Raw genomic sequence first — 19,111 nt, 5'->3', positions numbered from 1 at the left:
ATGTCAAGGGTCGCCAGGCGTTAACATGGCGCGCCCTCCTTCCTCTGTGGGCTAGGCGTCTGTTCCGTTCGGATTTACACTATGAGTGAGGACCAGGGTCAAGGGAGGTCATGATGCCGCTGTCAGAGTATGAGCAGCGCGTGCTCGATCAGTTAGAGCGCGACCTTGGCACCGACCCCAAATTGGGTCGTACGATGGCGCGGGGGAATCGTCAGCGCGGACGGATCGTCGCTGGAGCGCTCGGTGTGGTGGTGGGACTTGGTGTCGTCCTCATCGGCGCTGTCGCCCAGATGATCCCCGTGGGGATCGCAGGTTTCGCCCTGATGTTGGCCGCGGCGATGTGGGCCATGTTCACGCCCCGCAAGCACTTCGCTAAGGCGGGTGGTCGCGGTTCCTCGCAGGCGCCCAAGAAGCAAGCCGCCAAGGAGCCGTTCATGCGTCGCGTCGAGGAGCGCCTGGCGCGTCGGCGCGAGCAGGGTGACCTCTAGCGCCATTCGACTGCGTCGCCGCGATCTCCGCTGCGACGATGCGGGCGCTGTCGCGCAATTCCTCGACCGACCGCTTCGATCCCTCGGGCGCGTACCGGTGGTCTGAGACCGCAATCACCACGTCCGTCAGTGCGCGATCCGCGTCCGCAGACAGGAACACCGTCTCCGTGAGCAGGCTGTGACGCAGGTGCGCCTCGCTTTCGTGTGGCGTCAAGCTGTCTGGCCATGCGTAGTGCCGTGGGAGTCGCGCACGCAACCACGTCCACACATGCTCAGGAGTGTCGACACGCGCCGCCGTCACCCGCCGAGACAGCACGTATCGCCATCCGACCGCGAGACCCGCCAGCACCATCACCACGACCACCCAGAGCCCCCACGGGGGAGCGGCCGAGTCATTGGCGGCGTCTGTGGCGCCAGGGATTCCGCCGGTGATCGGCGCCATGCTGGGCGCGATCGTGGGTCCCTGTCGGGGCCCTTGAAAATCGTTGATGGGCGTTTGCGAGTCCACGCCTGCGGGGTCGGCGTACGCGGGCCGGGCGCCGGTCTGGACGGCAGGCGTCGGCTCGAAGCGCACCCAACCGGCGCCGGCAAAGTACAATTCGGGCCACGCATGGGCGTCTGCTCCGGTGATCACGGACTCTCCGTCGGCTCCCCGTTCCCCCGGCAGGAAGCCGATCGCGAGGCGCGCAGGGATGCCGAGCGATCGCGACATGACGACCATCGCGGACGCGAACTGTACGCAATAGCCGGCACGGTTCTTGAGGAAGACGGATACCGAGTCATCGCCGGAGGGCGCCACCGAGGTGTCGTACGTGAAGTCTTGGGTGTTCCGGAAGAACTCCTGCAATGCCACCGCCTGGTCGTACCGGGTGGACGCATCACCCACCACGGCTTGTGCCGACGTGCGCACGTTATCCACATCGATCGCGTCGGCGATGGCCACATAGTCCGGACCGAGCTGAGCGTCCTGTTCAGATGCCGCCCCGAGGGCTCTCAACCCGTCGACGCTGAAATAGGTGAAGTCCGCCTCGAACGCGTAGCTGAGATCCTGAGTGGTGGTGGTGTCCGAGGTGACCTCGTCCAGCCCGGGGGAGTAGGTCCAGTCTCCGGCGACGTCTACCGACCGGGGCACCGACGGGAGAGGCAGGTTGGTCTCAGCCTGTGAGAGCACTTGAACACTCACGCGGTCGAGTTTCTTGCTGTCCCACCCCGCAACGGGCAGGGGCCACTGCGCGGCGCTGCCGAGAGGGACGCGCGTCGAGGGATCGTGCGGCGGGCGAGACCACGCCGAGCCATCGAAGTCGATCAGCGTGTAGACGCGCAGGGCGTCGGGTCTCTTGCCCGACGTGTAGTAGACGATCTTTGGAGCCGAGCTATTGGTCGTCAGCGAGTTGCGCAAGTCCAGCGCCAGGTTCAGGCGCGATGTTCCGTCCAGTTGGGTGGGGGCGGCGAAGCGGGGAATGGCCCCCCAGCCATTCGCGCCGAGCGCAGTCGGAGCCACGACAGCAACGAGCGCGATGGTTGCGACGACGGCCGAACCTGCGGCCCACGGTGACGGGGATGTGACGGATCCGGTGTGCCTGGGGGTCAGCGCGAGCAGCAGCACCCACGCGGCAATGGCGCCGAGAAGCGCGGACGTGGACACGCGATGCTGGAGCACGACCGCTGGCATCCACGGCGCGATGAGCACGATGCCGGCGGCGGCTGCCGCCCGCCAGGACACCGTGAGGTGCTCCGCGGCCAGGAAGACGGCGAACACCCCCACCATCACGAGTGCCACCAGCGGCCGAGTCATCTGGGCTGGCGCGACGGTGGTCGCCGCCTCGTGCACGCCGTCGCCAACCGCGCGTGCCAGGTCTCGCAGGGCGGACGGGGTGGGAAGCACAGCGGCATTGCCGTCCTCATCGCGAGCGAACGCGGGCACGCTCATGAGGAGTGCCGCCAGGGCTCCCACCACGGTGGGAAGAACGCGCGACCGGGTCAGCAGGCGCGTCGCGATGATGAGCACCGTGACCGCGGTCACCAGGCCGACTACGGTGTAGAGCCACTGGCCCCACACCACCATCGTCGCGAAGCCGTTGAGCCCCAGGAGCAGGGCGATCGCCACGAAGGGCGTCGCGTACCAGGGGGAACGCACGGCGGCGCCGTGCGAGGTCATGCGTTCTCTCCCGACGTGAGCAGAGTGCTCCACAGGGTGTCGATGTCGGTGCGGGCATGCGCGGTGGTGGCACGCCAGCCCGCGCGCCGCAGCGCCGCCGCGGTGTCTCGGGCGTCTTCGTCGTTGTCGCCGTCGCCGCGCACGATCGCCCATGCCCTACCGGCGTCTCCCAGCGGCACGAGCGCTTCAAGGCACTGAGCGTTGAGCGGTTCAAACACGCCGACGATGACCTCACCGTTTGTGACGCCCTCGGCAGTGCGCCGGATGGCCGTGAGGAGCCATTGGGCGCCGACGGTGTCCGAGGGCGGCGCCGTCAGGTCCACCGTCTTGTCGAGCAGGTCCGAGCGGGCCCCCGCCGGGTGGTCGCGCCCGATGTGATGGACGTGTTCGGGGCCCACCGGTCCCGCAAAGAACCGCACCGGATGCCCCGCGTCGAGCACCGACAGCCCGATCGACGCGGCAGTCGAAATCGACCATTCCAGGGCCGTGCCGTCCCGCGGCAGGTCCAGAAGCACGGTGGCGGGCCGTTTTCCCGCCCGTTCGTCCGACCGTACGAGCATCGTGCCCTTGCGGGCGCTGGACGGCCAGTGGACCCGCCGCATGTCGTCGCCTTCGCGATAGTCGCGCAACGCCGCGTCATCGGGGGACGGGCTGCGGGCGCCGAGCACCACGCGATCCGCTTGGCCCATGAGCGCCCCGGCGGTGGCGGTCAGGTCGACCACCGACGGCCAGACGGGGATGAGTTCCTCGCCGCCTACCGACGTTGCGGCGAACATGATGCCGAGCGGGTCCGCCGAATGCACGAGCGCCGGTCCTAGCGGCCACCGCCCGCGGCGTGAGGGAAGGAGAGAATAGGCCAGGGAGAAGGCGTCGGCAGTGCGGCTCACGGTGGCCTTGGTGCTCATTCCACCCGTGAGCTCGGACGCCGCCTGCTCCCGGATGTCCAGTGATTCGGTCAGCGCCGTCCGCAGGGCGCTGCCGCGACGCCCCGAAGAGGAGCTGATGGTGACGGTGACGCGGCCGGGCACGCCCACGGTCAGGGGGTGGGGCACCACCTCGCGGCGCGCAAACGGGAAACGCCGGAGGAACCCGTTGATGGACAGCAGCAGCCACAGCCCGCCGACCACGACTGACGCCACCATGGCAATCCCCACATACACCAGCGGCGGGGTGGCGAGTCCGACGCCCAGGCCGCCCACGATCACGCCCCCAGTGGCCAGGCCGATTCCGCGCGACGTGAGGACGGTTTCGGAGGTGGGGCGAGGGGGCATAGTTACACCGCGGTGACGCGCACTTCGGAGGGTTCGGCCTTGACCCGAGGCGGCGCCAGGTCGCGAGCCTCGGTGGGGACGGGGGTGCGGGCGACCGCATCGCTCAGGATCTTCGCGGAGGTCTTGCCTGACAGGCGCGACTCGGTGCTGGGGATGAGGCGGTGAGCCAGCACCGCCACCGCGAGAGCCTTGATGTCATCGGGAAGGACGTGGTTGCGGCCCGCCATCGCGGCCCTGGCCTTCGCCGCCGCCAGCAGTTGCAGAGCGGCGCGGGGGGACGCGCCGAGGCGCAGCGCTGAGTCGTTCCTGGTGGCCGTCACGAGATCCACGATGTATTGCTTGATGGCGGGTGCGGCGTATACCCGGCGGGCCACGGCGATGAGGCGTGCGAGGGTCTCCGTGTCCGTGACGGGGCTCACCTGCGTGAGCGGGTCGACCCCGTCGTGACTGTCGAGCATCGACATCTCGTCGCGCGCTGACGGGTAGCCGACGGACACCTGAGCCATGAAGCGGTCGCGCTGCGCCTCCGGAAGGGGGTAGGTGCCCTCCATCTCAATGGGGTTCTGGGTGGCCACCACCAGGAAGGGCCTGGGCAGCGATCGCGTCTTCCCATCAACAGTGACGGCGCGCTCCTGCATGGATTCCAGCAGTGCGGCTTGGGTCTTGGGACTCGCACGGTTGATCTCGTCGGCGATGACGACGTTGGCGAAGATGGGACCCGGACGGAATTCGAATGCGTGATCGTCGGCTCGGAAGATGCTGACGCCGGTCACGTCGGAGGGCAGCAGGTCGGGGGTGAACTGCAGCCGCCCCACGGTGCAGTCGAGGCTCAGTGCCAGGGCTCGTGCCAGCGTCGTCTTGCCCACGCCGGGCACGTCCTCCATCAGCAGGTGTCCCTCGGCGAGCACCACCGCGAGTGTCGCGGTGATGGCCTGATCGAGGCCGGCAAGCACCGTTCCAATCGATGCGCGCAGGCTCGAGGTCACCTCCGCGACTTCCGCGAGTTCGGCCTCGGTGGGCAAGGGGTGGCTCATGAACGCTCCTTCACTGTCTCCCTTGAGCCTAAGCGAAGACCTTGACGCGCGGTCCCTCCACCGTGTTTCTTGGTCATTTAGCAGGAGTAATGAGGCTCTTGAGAGTGAGTTTTGTCATATTCAAGGAATTTGTGGAGAGAAGTGGAGTAATGTGGGGCGCACTGGCGAGTCGTGGCGCGAGGAGGTGAGTCGTGGTGTCGGAACTGACGCATGGTCTAGGACCTACAGGGGTCTTTCTTGGCACGTTCACGCCACGGCTCGACGACAAGGGTCGACTGATCCTTCCCTCGAAATTTCGGGGAAGGCTCGCGTCGGGTCTCGTGGCCACCCGCGGACTCGACCGATGTGTCTTCCTGTTCCCGGTGGACGAATTTATGCAGGTGCACGACCGCCTGCGCAAGGCGCCGCTTGAGAACAAACAGGCGCGCGACTACCTGCGCAACTTCCTGGGTCATGCCCAGGACGATGTGCCGGACAAGCAGGGGCGCATCTTGTTGGGCTCCCCGCTGAGGGACTACGCCGCGCTGACCCGCGACGTGGCAGTAGTGGGCATGGGGTCGCGTGTCGAAGTGTGGGACGCGGCGACATGGGAGAACTACCTCGCGGAAGGCGAGGAGGCGTACTCGGCTACCGCCGAGGCGCTGTTGAACGACATGTAGCGCCGCGTCGTGAGGCCTCCTCCCGAAAAGCTCTGACGGACTTCCCCCCGACAGAGGTTCGGAGGGAGACCCGAGGACGCGGCATCGGAACGGGAAGGGCACATGGGTACAGCGGGCTACCGGCACACACCGGTGATGCTCGACCGTTGCGTCGAGTTGCTGTCGCCTGCCCTCGATCAGCCCGGCTCCGTCGCCATCGACGCCACGTTGGGGATGGGCGGGCACGCCGAGGCACTGCTCGCGGCCTGCCCCCTCGCCCGCGTCATCGGCATTGACCGCGACGCCCAGGCCATCGCGCTCGCGTCCGAACGGTTGCGCGGCGCGGGGGATCGCTTTGTCGCACATCACGCCACGTTTGACGACATCCAAGGCGCGCTCGCGAGGTTGGGCGCGGACCGTGCCGACGCGATCCTGTTCGACCTGGGGGTCAGCTCGCTCCAGATCGACGAGGCAGACAGGGGCTTCACGTACGCCCGTGACGCGCCGCTCGACATGCGCATGAACCGCGACGATCCCGTCACGGCCGCGTCGTTGCTCGCGACCGAGTCCGAGGACGAACTCACACGGATTCTGCACGTCTACGGCGAGGAGAGATTTGCTCGCAAGATTGCACGGTCGATCGTGCGCCGGCGTGAGACGGACCCGATCGAACGTTCGGAGCAGTTGGTTGACCTCGTGCGAGCATGTATTCCCGCCGCGACTCGTACGCCCGGCAGCAACCCCGCCAAGCGCACCTTTCAGGCACTGCGCATCGCCGTCAACAGCGAGCTTGACGTTCTCGAGGCGGCGCTCGCGGCCGCAATCGATGCGGTGCGGGTGGGTGGCCGAATCGTGGTGCTCAGCTACCACTCGCTCGAGGACCGGATCGTCAAGCACGCGTTCGCGGCTGGCACCGAGATCACGGTTCCCCCTGGCATGCCCGTGATTCCCGACGACGCCCAACCGTACTTGCGTGTGCTTACCCGAGGGGCCGAAAAGGCGTCCGATGCTGAGATCGAGGCCAACTCACGGTCCAAGCCCGTGCGTCTGCGGGCCGCCGAGCGCACTCGCATCACGCCCAGGAGGGCAGCATGAGCGCCGCGCCCCTCAGGTCGCACGCCCGCCCAGCCGCAGCGCCAACCACCGCGCCGCAGCGCGCCATCCACCTGCATGCGGTGACCGCGCCCCGTCACGCACGCAGCATCGCGCCCTTCGCCTGGCTATGCATCGGCATCGTGCTTGCAGCGTTATCGTCCGTGCTCGCGCTCAACACCACGATGGCCGAGGGTGCCTACACTTCCCGAGACCTGAAGATCGAGATCGCGCAGCTTCACCAGCAGCGTGCGACCGCGCTGATCCAGCTCGAAGCGAATGCCGCACCCGAGGCGCTCGCCGGCCGAGCGGCGGAACTGGGAATGCAACCGGCGGGCCGCATCGGCTTTGTCACCCTCGAATCGGGCAAGGTGCTCGAGGCGGGGGGCCGCTAGTGGCGCCCGACGACGGGCGGCGCCGACCCCGCTCGCCACGTGCCGTGCAGGATCGCCGCGTCGGCGCGCCACGAAACCGCCGACCACCTCCCGCCCGCAGTCCTCAGAGGCTGGATACCCACGTGCCCAAGGTGGGCGAGCCCGGTCGTCGGCAGACGGTGCTGTCCGTCGCGTCGCTGCTGCTGCTCGGCGTCTTCGTGGCGCGGCTGGTCGACGTTCAATTGGTCAATGCGGCGCCGCTTGCCGAGGCCGCGCTGGCCCAGCGGCTCGTCACCGCCGACGTCACGCCGGCACGGGCCGACATCGTCGACCGCAACGGCGTGGTGCTCGCCACCTCGGTCGAGCGCTACAACGTGTGGGTCAACCAGACCAAGATCGCCGAGTGGAAGCGCACCGAACAGGGCAAGGTGCTCGCGGCAGGGCCGCTGGACGCCGCGCGCATCCTCGCCCCCATCCTCGGCATGAACGAATCGGAACTCGCCGCCGACCTGGTGGGCGACAAGACCTTCCAGTACCTCGCCAAGAGCATCACTCCGGAAGAGCTTGACCTGGTGCGGGCCGAGCGCATTTCCGGAATCGAGTGGGAGGCGACCCCAGTACGCCTCTACCCGAACGGCGACATCGCGGGAAACGTCATCGGCTTCATGGCGGAGAACGGTCAAAGCCCGGGCGCCGTCGGCATGGCCGGCGTCGAAAAGATGTACGAGGATCAGCTCACCGGAACAGCGGGCTCGCGGACGTACGAACGCAGTCGCTACGGCACCATCATCCCCACGGGAATCCACAGCGAGACCCCGGCCGTCGACGGTTCCACGGTGCAGCTCACCGTCGATCGAGACATCCAGTACTACACACAGCAGGCACTCGACCGCGCGCTCGCCACCACCGGAGCGCGCGCCGGCACCGTGGTGGTGATGGACAGCCGCACGGGAGAGATCCTGGCCCTGGTCGACTCCGGGGCGGTGGACCCCAACGACCCCGGCGCCACGCCCGCGAGCCAACGTGGCTCGGGCGCCGTCCAGGATGTCTTCGAACCCGGCTCGACCGCCAAGACGATCACGATGGCGGCCGCGCTCGAGGAGGGCATCGCCACGCCGACCTCCCAGTTTGTCGCGCCCTACGCGTACGCGACGCCCTACAAGGTCTTTCACGACTCTCACGCGCACGCCGACGAGAAGCTGACGCTGGCGGGAGTACTGGTGACGTCGTCCAATACGGGCACCATCCAGATCGGTCAGCAGATGAGCGACGAGACGCGCTACGACTACCTGCGCAAGTTCGGCCTGGGAGAGCCGACCAACCTGGGTCTGCCGAACGAATCGTCGGGAATCCTGCACCCCTACCAGGACTGGGACCCCATCACGAAGTACGCGACCATGTTCGGCCAAGGAGTCGCCGTGACGGCCGTCCAGACCGCGCAGGTCTACGGAGTGGTCGCCAACAACGGGTTGCGCATCTCGCCCACGATCGTCAAGGGCTTCGAAGACGCCGACGGCACGTTCACGCCGCGCGACAACGCGGAACCGGTGCGCGTCATCTCCGAGAGCACCGCAAAGGCGTTGATGGGGATGCTCGTCGAGGTCACGGAGGACGGCACGGCTCCCAAGGCGGCGATCGACGGCTATCTGGTGGCGGGCAAGACGGGTACGGCGCAGGCGCCCGACGATAACGGCGTGCTCAACAAGGTCGTCGCGTCCTTCGTCGGAATTGCGCCGGCCGATGACCCTCGGATCGTCATTTCAGTGGTCATGTACGACCCCAAGTCGTCTATCTGGGGAGGCGAAACTGCGGCGCCGGTGTTCCATGACGTGGCAACCTTTGCCTTGCAGACACTGCGCGTTCCCCCGACGAAGGGGGAAGTGACGCGCTACCCGACAACGTGGGAGTGACATGACGATGGCGCTACGTCCCGCGCACGTGCGGCCGATCGGCATCGACGACGTCGCCGCACGAGCAGGTGCCGACCGTGTGGACGGAAGTGCGGGCGTCGAGATCACCGGCGCGACCGTGGATTCGCGTGACGTTGTTTCGGGCGACCTGTTTGGCGCGTTCGCAGGATTGGTGCAACACGGCGCGCGCTTCGCAAGCGATGCCGTCTCCGCGGGAGCCGTGGCGATCCTCACGGACGAGGACGGTTTGCGGCAGGTGCGGGCAAGCGGGCTGTCCGTGCCGGTGGTGGTGGCCGCAGACACGCGCAACGCCATGGGCGAGGCCGCGGCCGCGATCTACGGCGACCCTTCACGCGCCCTCACCTTGGTGGGCATCACCGGAACCAATGGCAAGACCACCACGAGTTACTTCATCGACAGCGCGCTCGCCCAGATCCACCCTCATCGTGGGATCTTCGGCACCGTTGAACTGAGGATCGGCGCGGAAGCCATCGAATCACCCCGCACCACCGTGGAGTCGCCGGTGTTACACGGCTTCTTAGCGCGCATGCTGGAGGAGGGTGTGACGGCGGCAGTGTCCGAGGTGAGTTCGCACGCGGCGGCGCTGGATCGCATCGCGGGTGTGGAGTTCGCCGTGGCGGTCTTCACCAACCTTCAGTGGGATCACCTCGACTTTCACAAGACGATGGACACCTACCTGGCCGACAAGGCCAAGCTGTTCGCGCCGGGTCGCTCGCGCCGCGGGGTGGTGTGTATCGACGACGACTACGCCCAACGTCTCGCACGCGAAGCCCAGATTCCCGTCGAGACCGTGTCCACGCGCCCCGGCTCGCCGCACGGCGACTGGAATGTCGAGGATGCCGACGTGGGTCTCGACGGCGTGGGCTCACGGTTCACGTTGGTGGCGCCCGACGGTGTGCGACACGCAGCGGAAAGCCCGCTACCCGGACTCGTGAACGTGTCCAACGCCGCCGTGGCGATCGTCGCGGCACACGCGGCGGGCGTCCCGCTCGACGCGGCCATCCGCGGAGTCGCCACGGCACAGGAGGTACCCGGGCGCATGGAGCGAGTGATCGAACGCAGCGACCTCGACCCCCTCGCGATCGTCGACTACGCCCACACACCCGACGCGCTCACCCTCGCGCTTGAAGGCGTGCGCCCCATCACGCCGGGCCGGCTCATTCTCATCTTCGGCTCCGACGGAGACCGCGACCAAGGAAAACGCCCCGTCATGGGCGAGATCGCCGCGCGACTGGCCGACGTCATCGTGCTGACGGACGAGAACCCCCGTTCCGAGGAGCCCGCCGCAGTGCGCGCGGCCATCCGTGGCGGCATCGAGAAGGTGCGCCCCGGACTGGCCGATGTGCACGAGGTCGCCCCGCGGGTCGCGGCCGTCGAGTATGCGCTGCGGCTTGCGCGTCCTGGGGACACGGTGATCGTCACCGGCAAGGGCCATGAACCCACCCAAGAGATCGCGGGCGTGTTCCACCGCTACAACGACCGTGACGCCTACAGGGCCGCCTACGAACGCATCGTCGCCGAGAGGGAGGCTGGCCGATGAGGCCGCTCGCCGCCCAGTGGGTCGCGAATGCCACCGGCGGAACGCTCGTGGCGGACGTCGACACTCGCGTGTCATCGGTGGTGAAGGACTCCCGCGACGCGATCCCTGGGTCGCTGTATGCGGCGTTCGTGGGGGAGCGCGTCGACGGCCACGACTTTGTGGATGCGGCGCGCGATCGCGGCGCCACACTCTGCCTCGTCACCCGCACGGTCGACGGGCCGCACATCTTGGTCGAGGACGTCGCCGTAGCGCTGGGCAGGCTCGCCCGCGCCTACCTGGCCGACCTTCGCCTCCAGGGACACATCACGGTGATCGGTGTCACCGGCTCCAACGGCAAGACCACCACCAAGGACATCCTTGCCCAGATGCTTCCCGACGTCGTGGCGCCCGAGGGCAGCTACAACAACGAGATCGGGCTACCCCTGACGGTGCTTGCGGCCGACGAATCCACGCGGCACCTGGTGCTGGAGGTGGGCGCATCGGCCCCTGGGGACATCGCCTATCTGACGCGCATCGCGCCGTTGGATGTGGCCGTGGTGCTGATGATCGGTGCGGCGCACCTTGGCGGCTACCGGTCGATTGAGGCGCTCGCCGAGGAGAAGGCGACCATTCTGGACGGCGTGGTGGCGGACGGAGTGGGGCTACTCAACATTGACGACCCGAGAATCGCGCCGATGGTCGGCAGGGCACCGCGCAGCCTGACCTACGGTTTCGGCGAGGCCGACGTTGCAGGGCGCGACCGTCGCACGGAACGCGGCCGCGCCCACTTCAGCGTGGACGGCGTGGAGGTCGCGCTGACGCTCGTGGGGGACCACCACGCCACCAATGCGCTCGCGGCGCTCGCGGTCGCGCGGGCGTGCGGACTCGATCTGGCGGTTGCGGCCGAGGCCGTCAGCCGTGCCCGGCCACTGAGCGCCCATCGCATGGCCCTCACCGAACGCGCCGACGGCGTCACCATCCTGGACGACTCCTACAACGCGTCCCCCGAGTCGATGCGCGCGGCCTTCCGCGCGCTGCGGTCCGTCGCGGACGGGGGCACCTCGTGGGCCGTGATCGGCGAAATGCTCGAGATGGGCGAGGCCTCGATTCAGGCACACGACGACCTGGGAATCGATGCCGTCCGGCTCGGGATCTCCCACCTTGTGGTGGTGGGAACGGGCGCGCGTCCGGCGTACGTCTCGGCGGTCCGGGAGGGTTCATGGGGGGATGAAGCCGCGTTCGTGGCTACCATTGACGAGGCCCTTGCACTGGTAAGGGACCGCGTCGCACCCGGAGACACCGTGCTCGTCAAGGGCTCGCATGGCACGGGTCTGTGGCGCCTCGCTGACGAACTGACCAGGGAGACTCCATGAGGGCGATTGTCCTGGCGGGCGCGATCGCCGTCCTGATCTCTCTGCTCGGCACCCCCTGGGTGATCCGCTACCTGACGCGCCGGCAATTTGGCCAGTTCATCCGTCACGACGGCCCCGCATCTCACCACACCAAGCGCGGCACGCCGACGATGGGCGGCGTGGTCATCATCGCAGCCACCGTCATCGGCTGGCTGGGCGGGAACCTCGTCACCTCGCGAACGCCCAACGTGTCCTCCGTCCTGGTGGTGTGCCTCATGGTGGGGGTGGGCCTCGTCGGTTTCCTCGACGACGGCATCAAGATTTCGCGGGAACGGTCGCTCGGCCTGAATGCCCGCTGGAAGATCCTCTTGCAGGGTCTCGTCGGCATCGTCTTTTCGTTGCTCGTGTTGCAGTTTCCTGACGATCAGGGTGTTCGCCCCGCTTCGACGGCCGTGTCCTTCTTGCGCGACACCGCCCTGGATCTCGCGATCTGGGGCCCCGCGGTGGGCATCATCCTGTTCGTCGTCTGGTCGAACTTCCTCATCACCGCGTGGTCGAACGCGGTCAACCTCACCGACGGGCTCGACGGTCTCGCCACGGGCGCCGCGCTCATCTTCTTCGGGGCGTACGTGCTCGTCGGAATCTGGCAGACCAGCCAACTGTGCGGCATCAACAACGCCGACCCGAACACGTGCTACGAGGTCCGCGACCCGCGTGACCTCGCGATCTTGGCGGCAGCGATCGCCGGTGCGTGTCTCGGGTTCCTGTGGTGGAACGCCTCGCCGGCCAAGATCTTCATGGGAGACACCGGCTCGCTCGCCCTGGGAGGCGCCATTGCTGGCATCACCATCGTGAGCCGCACCGAGATCCTGGGCGGAATCATCGGTGGACTGTTCGTCATCATCGTGATGAGCTCGGTGCTCCAGATCGGCTACTTCAAGATCTCGGGCGGCAAGCGCATCTTCAAGATGGCGCCGCTTCACCACCACTTCGAGTTGCTGGGCTGGGGTGAGGTCACGATCGTCACCCGCTTCTGGATCATCGCCGGCCTGTTCACCGGGGCAGGCATGGGGCTGTTCTACGCGGAGTGGGTCGCCAATTTGGGGCCCGGCGGCTGATGTGCGTTCCCGACGCCCCGGCCCAGCCCGACGGCGGCGCGCACCTCGCGGGGGCACGCGTGCTCGTGCTGGGCGTTGGCATTGCTGGGCTGACCACCGTGGCAGCCCTTGCCGACATTGGCGCCGAGGCGGTGACGGTCGACGCCAATGGCGCTGCCGATCGCCTGAGCGTGGACGGCCTCGACCTGTCGACCTTTGACGTCGTGATGGCGTCCGCGGCCTTCCCGCCCTCCTCCGACGCAATCGTTGCGTGCCTGGACGCCGGCCTGCCCGTGTGGTCGGAGATGGAATTTGCGTGGCGCGTGCGCGCCAGCGATGCGCCGTGGGTGCTGGTCACCGGCACCAACGGCAAGACCACCACCACCCAGATGGTGGGCGCGATGGCGGCCGCAGCGGGCGTGGATGTCAAGGTGTGCGGCAACATGGGTGTCTCCGTGATCGAGGCCGCTCGCGAGGGCCACGCTCTGCTTGCCGTCGAGATCGCCAGCCTGCAGTTGCACTTCACCCACACGGTCTCGCCCGCGGCGGCCGTGTGCCTGAACGTCGACAGCGACCACCTGGACTGGCACGGCTCGCTCGATGCGTATCGCGCGGCCAAGGCTCGCGTGTTCCGTGCGGCGCGCGTCGCCGCCGTCTACCCCGCTCACGACCCGGTGGTGCAGCAGATGGTCGAGGACGCAGACGTAGTCGAGGGCTGCCGCGCGATCGGCATCACAGGCGGTTCTCCGGCCGTGTCCCAGCTCGGCGTGGTGGACGGCTACCTGGTGGACAGGGCGTTCACGCCGCAGCGGCGCACCGAGGCGCTTGAACTGGGCGAGGTGGCGGACCTCGCCCACCTGGTGGCGGGGGACGTTCCGCCGTACTTGGTGACCAACGCCTTGAGCGCTGCCGCCTTGGCGCGCGCAGTGGACGTGCCTCCCGCCGCGATTCGCGAGGGTCTGCGAGGCTTCGCCTTGGATCGCCACCGCACCGCATTCGCGGGCAGCGTTGACGGCGTGGACTACGTGGACGACTCGAAGGCCACCAACGCCCACGCCGCACTCGCGGCCTTTGGCGGACGCCCGCCGCGGTCCGTGGTGTGGATCGCCGGGGGCCTTGCCAAGGGCCAGGAGTTCGGCGCTCTCGTGGCGGGGGTGCGTGAGCGGCTGAGAGGGGTCGTGTTGATCGGAGTCGACCCCGAGCCCCTGGCCGCGGCGCTGGCGGAACACGCCGCCGATATCCCGGTGAAGCGCATCGGCCCGGGTGACACTGTGATGCGTGATGCCGTGGCCGTTGCACGCGGCCTTGCGCAACCAGGCGACACGGTGCTCTTGTCTCCTGCGTGCGCGTCGATGGACCAGTTCCGCAGTTATGCGGACCGAGGAGAAGCCTTCACTTCGGAAGTGAGGGCGCTGCAGGGAGGGTGACGTGACGGCCGAGCGCACGCGCCCCACCAGTGCCTGGAAGTCCCCTGCGGCGAGCTACTACTTGCTCGTGGCGGCCACCTCGATCCTTGTGCTCGTGGGCCTGGCCGTGGTTCTGTCCTCGTCGTCGGTGTTCTCCATCCGACAAGAAGACGGCAACCCGTGGACGCTGTTCCTGATCCAGGTCGCTGCGCTGGCGGTGGGACTCGTGGCCTTGGCGATCGGCTCACGCCAAAGCGTCACGTGGTGGAAACGCGTGACGCCCTTGATTCTCGCGACCGCGGTGGGCCTCCTCGTCGTCGTCATCGCCGCGGGAGTGTCGTCGGGCGGCAACCGCAACTGGATTCGGCTCGGAGGCGTGACGCTGCAGCCCTCCGAGATCGCCAAGCTCGGGCTGGCGCTGTATCTGGGAATGGTGCTGTCGACCTTCCGCCGCGAACTGACCACGCTCAAGCGCATCATGGTGCCCGGCGGGCTTGCCGCGGCTGTGGTGCTGACGCTCATTCTCGCCGGACGAGACATGGGAACGGCGGTGGTGCTGTGCATGATCGTCGCTGCCGCGTATTGGGTTGCGGGGCTTCCGCTGCGATTCTTCGCGCTCGGGGTTCCCTTTCTCGCGGTGGGAGTTCTCGCGTTGATCTCCGAGGGACAGTCGCGCTCGTCACGCATCAGCGTCTGGCTCGATCCCTCAACCTGTGACCCCCAAGGAAACTGCCTGCAGACCATTCACGGCACGTGGGCGCTCGCCTCGGGCGGACTATGGGGCCTCGGTCCCGGCATGAGCCGCGAGAAGTGGGGCTACCTTCCAGCGGCGGACAACGACTTCATCTTCGCGATCCTTGGCGAGGAGTTTGGCCTGATCGGCACCCTGCTCGTCCTGATCGCCTTCGCCATGATCGTGATTGCCGTGAGCCGCATCGTGCGCCGTCACCGCGACCCCTTCGCGCAGATCGCCGCGGGCGCGATCGGAGCGTGGATTGTGGGTCAGGCGGTGATCAACATCGCGGTGGTGCTCGAACTGCTGCCCGTCACGGGCGTGCCGCTCCCGTTGGTGTCGTCCGGCGGATCCTCGCTCGTGATGTCGCTGGCCGCCCTGGGGGCGTTGATGGCGTTCGCGCGCAGCGAGCCCGGAGCTCGCGAGGCGTTCTCGGCGCGGCCGTCCGTCATTCGTCGTTCCATGGCGGTGCTGTCTGGAGGTCGCCGTGGTTAGGGTCCTGCTCGCCGGAGGTGGAACCGCGGGCCACGTCAATCCCTTGCTGGCCACAGCAGATGCGCTCCTCCAGCGCGGCCATGACGTCGCGGCGTTGGGCACGGAGCGCGGCCTTGAGTCTCACCTGGTGCCCGCCGCGGGCATCGATCTGTACTTCGTTCCGCGGGTGCCCCTGCCGCGCAGGCCTTCGCTCGACCTGCTTCGCCTGCCCTTGCGATTGGGCGCCGCGATCGCTGCGGCAGGGCGCGCCATCGACGCCATCGACGCCGACGTGGTGGTGGGATTTGGCGGTTATGTTTCGACGCCGGCCTATGTGGCGGCGCGTCGGCGCAAGGTGCCGGTCGTGGTGCACGAGGGCAACGCGCGTCCCGGCCTCGCCAACCGGTTAGGCGCCCGCTGGGCCGCAGCGGTGGCGCTGACCTTCGAGGGCACACCACTCAAGGGCGGAGTCGTGACGGGCCTGCCCCTGCGTTCGGCGATCATCGATCTCGCCGAACTGCTGAGGAATCCGGAGGCGGGAGATCCTCTTCGGGCACGATCGCGCGCGGCCTGGGGCTGGGCTGCCGACGTGCCGACCTTGCTCGTCACTGGCGGTTCGACGGGCGCTGCGAGCCTCAACGCCGCCACCGCCGCCGTGGTCGAGCGACTGGTCCAGCACGGCATTCACGTGCTGCACCTGACGGGTAGGGGGAAGTCCGACGGCGCCGAGCGGGCGCGCGGAAACCTGTCCGCCCGCCACCGCGAGATGTACGTGATCCGCGAATATGTCGAGGACATGGAAACCGCCTTCGCCGCGGCCGACGCCGTCGTGTGCCGCGCGGGGGCCAACACCGTGTGCGAGATTTCCGCCCTCGGGTTGCCTGCGGTCTACGTTCCCCTTCCGCACGGCAACGGAGAGCAGGAACTCAACGCCAAGGGTGCGGTCGATGCGGGTGCCGCCAGCATCGTTCATGACGGCGAACTCACCGCGACGGCTCTCGAGCTCGTTGCCGAGCCGCTCGTCCTGGATCGCCGGGCCCGTGACGCGGCGCGTCGCGCCGCCGCCTCGATCGGCATTCTGGACGGCGCCGAGCGCCTCGCCGAGATCATCGAACAGGTCGCGCGCCGATGAGGTTTCACTTCATCGGCGTGGGCGGTTCGGGAATGTCCGCCGTGGCGCGGCTCGTGGCCGCGAAGGGCGCGGACGTGACGGGGACTGACAAGCGTCGCAGCGCGTATTTCGCGGCCCTTGAAGACGCGGGCGTCGACGTGCGCGTGGGTCACGACGCCTCCCTTGTGGACGGCGCGGACGTGGTGGTGATATCCACCGCGGTGCGCGACACCAATGAGGAACTTGCACGTGCTCGCACACTCGGCATCGACGTCTGGCACCGGTCCAAGGCGCTCGCCTGGGCGCTCGAAGGGCGGCGCCTCGTCTCGGTCGCCGGATCGCACGGCAAGACGACCACCTCGGCGATGGTGGCGCACATGCTGCACCGGTGCGGGGTGGATGCCAGCTACGCCGTGGGGGCTCGCGTGTTCGGAGTCGAGGGCGCCGTGGCCGGAGGCTACGGAGGCTCGTCACCCATCGCCGTGGTCGAGGCGGACGAGTCCGACGGGTCCTTCCTCAACTACGACACCGAGATCGCCATTGTGCTCAACGTCGAGCCGGATCACCTTGACTTCTTTGGGTCGTTTGCGGCGGTCGAGGAGGCCTTCGTGCGTTTCGCGTCCGGCGCCCGGGTGCTGATCGCCTGTGTCGACGACCCCGGCGCGGCCCGCGTCGCGGATGCCGCCTCCAGGGCGGGCGTCCGGGTGGTGCGGTATGGCGTCTGGCCGCGTCCGCTCGGTGCGCGCGACGCGGACGTGGTGGTGAGCGATTCCGACGTGACCTGGGCCGAGCGCACGATGCCGCTCGTCGTGCCGGTGCCCGGGGTGCATCAGCGACTCAACGCGTCGGCGGCGTGGGCGGCGGTCGTGGAGCTGGGCGTCGACCCGGTGCACGCGGCCGGGGCCGTGGCGAGCTTCGCAGGCACCGGGAGGCGCTTCGAGTTGCGCGGCGAGGCCCGCGGAATGCGCGTGATCGACGACTACGCGCACCACCCCACGGAGGTCGCGGCCGTGCTCGCCGCCGCGCGCGCCGACGGTGCGGGACGGTTGATCGTGGTGTTCCAGCCCGCGTTGTTCAGCCGGACCCAGGCCCTGGGCGCGCAGTTCGGGCGGGCCATGTCGATCGACAACGCCGCCATCATCGTGGCTCCGGTGTATGGGGACCGCGAGGACCCCATCGAGGGGGTGACCTCGCAGCTCATTGCGGACGCGCTCACGGTGGGTGAGGGGACCACGGTGGAGGTGGCGGACAGCCTTGAGGACGCCGCACAGCGAGCGGCGGATCAGGCGCGCCCGGGAGACACCGTGATGACCATCGGTTCCGGCACCGTGACGCAAGCCGCCGGCTGGATTCTTGACAGATGGGGGAGCGTCGATGGCTGAGCGGCGTCCCCCGAGCGTCCCGGCGCGGCGTCTTCACACGGAGCAGCGCCGTCGCGACGCCTCGGCGCCACGCGACAAGACCGCAGCGGCCCCCGGAAGGACGCTCTCCACGGACGCACCCGGGCGGCAGCCCGTCAAGCGACGCGAGCGGGTCGATACGGTGACCCACCGGATGCAGGAGCGGTTGGCGGAGCGTCGCCGCACCGAACGCCGCCGTGCAGCCGTGAAGTGGGGCCGCTACGGGTTGGCCGCCGCGGTCGTGGTGCTGATCGTGTGGCTCGCGCTTCGATCGCCGCTGTTTTCGCTTGACCCGGCCAAGGTCGAACTGTCGGGCGTGACGCCCGAGGTCGACGCCATGGCAATTGACGCCGTCCTCGCGGAATATGACGGCGCCTCGCTGGCGCTCCTGAACGTCCCGCACATCGCGGACCAGTTGCGCGACCTCGTGGGAGTCCAGGATGCCACCGTCGAGCGCGTGTGGCCCGCCGGCCTGCGCGTCGCGATCACGCCTCGTCATCCGGTGGCGGCCATCGCAAGCGGCGAGGGTTTCGTGCTGCTCGATGCCGACGCAGTGACGGTGGGAGAGGTCGATGTTGCGCCGGTGAATCTGCCCATTCTCGACATTCCCTTGGGTACGGATAACGACCGCATTCTCGATGCCGTGCTGGAGGTGGTGCGCAACCTCCCTCAGGATGTGTTGGACCGGGTGTCTTCCGTAGGGGCCCAGACCGAAGACACCGTCACGTTTACCCTGCGCGACGGCCCGCGCGTCGAGTGGGGCAGCTCCCAGGATTCCGCGTTGAAGGCACAAGTGCTCGACGTCATGTTGACGTCCGGGGTGGCTTCCACTGCTGACGTGATCGACGTGTCGGCGCCCACGCTTCCGATTACGCGCCACCAGGATTCGTGATTTCTGGCGCGACACGCGCGCCAATTCGGCCCCCGAGGGCTACGCCCACGTACCGTCATTGCAGATCAGCTTGACATAACCCTAAACCTCAAGTTGAACCTTAATGTTGAAGGGAAGGCCATGGCCGCACCGCAGAACTAC

Annotated in this window: 16 protein-coding genes; 13 read left to right on the top strand and 3 right to left on the bottom strand. The window is 68.2% G+C overall.

Going from position 1 to position 19,111, the window contains the following annotated elements:
* Positions 1 to 110: 110 nt before the first annotated feature.
* Entirely contained in the window at positions 111 to 488 is a 378-nt protein-coding gene (locus QZZ29_RS09855) for a DUF3040 domain-containing protein (RefSeq protein ID WP_291382878.1), read from the top strand.
* Here QZZ29_RS09855 and QZZ29_RS09850 read toward each other — a convergent pair.
* The 3 genes from QZZ29_RS09850 to QZZ29_RS09840 are packed head-to-tail and all read right to left on the bottom strand — an operon-like array spanning position 433 to position 4,951.
* Positions 433 to 2,646, bottom strand: coding sequence for a DUF3488 and transglutaminase-like domain-containing protein (locus QZZ29_RS09850; protein ID WP_291382877.1), 2,214 nt, complete (start codon positions 2,644 to 2,646; stop codon positions 433 to 435). The two genes, QZZ29_RS09855 and QZZ29_RS09850, sit on opposite strands and share 56 nt — an antisense overlap.
* Positions 2,643 to 3,917 carry a DUF58 domain-containing protein gene (locus QZZ29_RS09845; protein ID WP_291382876.1) on the bottom strand — a complete coding sequence of 425 codons (1,275 nt, stop codon included), beginning with the start codon at positions 3,915 to 3,917 and terminating at the stop codon, positions 2,643 to 2,645. Before QZZ29_RS09845 ends, QZZ29_RS09850 begins: the two co-directional genes overlap by 4 nt.
* Before the next feature lie 2 nt (positions 3,918 to 3,919).
* Complete coding sequence (locus QZZ29_RS09840) at positions 3,920 to 4,951, bottom strand: AAA family ATPase (protein WP_291382875.1); 1,032 nt, start codon at positions 4,949 to 4,951, stop codon at positions 3,920 to 3,922.
* A 194-nt stretch (positions 4,952 to 5,145) separates the two neighbouring features.
* On the opposite strand from QZZ29_RS09840, the gene mraZ reads away from it, so the two are divergent.
* The 12 genes from mraZ (at position 5,146) to QZZ29_RS09780 (ending at position 18,970) form a co-directional block, all read left to right on the top strand.
* Complete coding sequence (gene mraZ, locus QZZ29_RS09835; protein WP_291382947.1) at positions 5,146 to 5,610, top strand: division/cell wall cluster transcriptional repressor MraZ; 465 nt, start codon at positions 5,146 to 5,148, stop codon at positions 5,608 to 5,610.
* Between the two features lie 102 nt (positions 5,611 to 5,712).
* On the top strand, positions 5,713 to 6,684 hold the full coding sequence (rsmH, locus tag QZZ29_RS09830; protein ID WP_291382874.1) for a 16S rRNA (cytosine(1402)-N(4))-methyltransferase RsmH: 972 nt from the start codon (positions 5,713 to 5,715) through the stop codon (positions 6,682 to 6,684).
* Positions 6,681 to 7,076 carry a hypothetical protein gene (locus QZZ29_RS09825; RefSeq protein ID WP_291382873.1) on the top strand — a complete coding sequence of 132 codons (396 nt, stop codon included), beginning with the start codon at positions 6,681 to 6,683 and terminating at the stop codon, positions 7,074 to 7,076. The genes rsmH and QZZ29_RS09825 overlap by 4 nt, the downstream gene beginning before the upstream one ends.
* A gap of 122 nt (positions 7,077 to 7,198) precedes the next feature.
* Positions 7,199 to 8,965, top strand: a complete 1,767-nt coding sequence (locus QZZ29_RS09820; RefSeq protein ID WP_291382872.1) for a penicillin-binding protein 2 — start codon at positions 7,199 to 7,201, stop codon at positions 8,963 to 8,965.
* Position 8,966: 1 nt separating this feature from the next.
* Positions 8,967 to 10,526 (top strand): UDP-N-acetylmuramoyl-L-alanyl-D-glutamate--2,6-diaminopimelate ligase, encoded by a 1,560-nt coding sequence (locus tag QZZ29_RS09815; RefSeq protein WP_291382871.1) that lies wholly within the window; start codon positions 8,967 to 8,969, stop codon positions 10,524 to 10,526.
* Positions 10,523 to 11,878, top strand: a complete 1,356-nt coding sequence (gene murF / locus QZZ29_RS09810; protein ID WP_291382870.1) for a UDP-N-acetylmuramoyl-tripeptide--D-alanyl-D-alanine ligase — start codon at positions 10,523 to 10,525, stop codon at positions 11,876 to 11,878. The genes QZZ29_RS09815 and murF overlap by 4 nt, the downstream gene beginning before the upstream one ends.
* Positions 11,875 to 12,975 carry a phospho-N-acetylmuramoyl-pentapeptide-transferase gene (gene mraY / locus QZZ29_RS09805; protein WP_291382869.1) on the top strand — a complete coding sequence of 367 codons (1,101 nt, stop codon included), beginning with the start codon at positions 11,875 to 11,877 and terminating at the stop codon, positions 12,973 to 12,975. The genes murF and mraY overlap by 4 nt, the downstream gene beginning before the upstream one ends.
* Positions 12,975 to 14,381: a UDP-N-acetylmuramoyl-L-alanine--D-glutamate ligase gene (gene murD / locus QZZ29_RS09800; protein WP_291382868.1), complete on the top strand. Its 1,407-nt coding sequence runs from the start codon at positions 12,975 to 12,977 to the stop codon at positions 14,379 to 14,381. The genes mraY and murD overlap by 1 nt, the downstream gene beginning before the upstream one ends.
* Position 14,382: 1 nt before the next feature.
* Positions 14,383 to 15,588 carry a putative peptidoglycan glycosyltransferase FtsW gene (locus tag QZZ29_RS09795; protein WP_291382867.1) on the top strand — a complete coding sequence of 402 codons (1,206 nt, stop codon included), beginning with the start codon at positions 14,383 to 14,385 and terminating at the stop codon, positions 15,586 to 15,588.
* Complete coding sequence (gene murG / locus QZZ29_RS09790; RefSeq protein ID WP_291382866.1) at positions 15,581 to 16,699, top strand: undecaprenyldiphospho-muramoylpentapeptide beta-N-acetylglucosaminyltransferase; 1,119 nt, start codon at positions 15,581 to 15,583, stop codon at positions 16,697 to 16,699. Before QZZ29_RS09795 ends, murG begins: the two co-directional genes overlap by 8 nt.
* On the top strand, positions 16,696 to 18,060 hold the full coding sequence (gene murC, locus QZZ29_RS09785; protein ID WP_291382865.1) for a UDP-N-acetylmuramate--L-alanine ligase: 1,365 nt from the start codon (positions 16,696 to 16,698) through the stop codon (positions 18,058 to 18,060). The genes murG and murC overlap by 4 nt, the downstream gene beginning before the upstream one ends.
* The gene (locus QZZ29_RS09780) at positions 18,053 to 18,970 is read left to right on the top strand and encodes a cell division protein FtsQ/DivIB (protein ID WP_291382864.1); all 918 of its coding nucleotides are present in this window, start codon (positions 18,053 to 18,055) and stop codon (positions 18,968 to 18,970) included. Before murC ends, QZZ29_RS09780 begins: the two co-directional genes overlap by 8 nt.
* Positions 18,971 to 19,111: the final 141 nt, after the last annotated feature.

The sequence above is a fragment of the Demequina sp. genome (assembly GCF_016278765.1).
Lineage (GTDB): Bacteria > Actinomycetota > Actinomycetes > Actinomycetales > Demequinaceae > Demequina.
The sequence above is the reverse complement of the archived record's forward strand: the minus strand, read 5'-3'. Positions and strand labels throughout refer to the sequence as shown.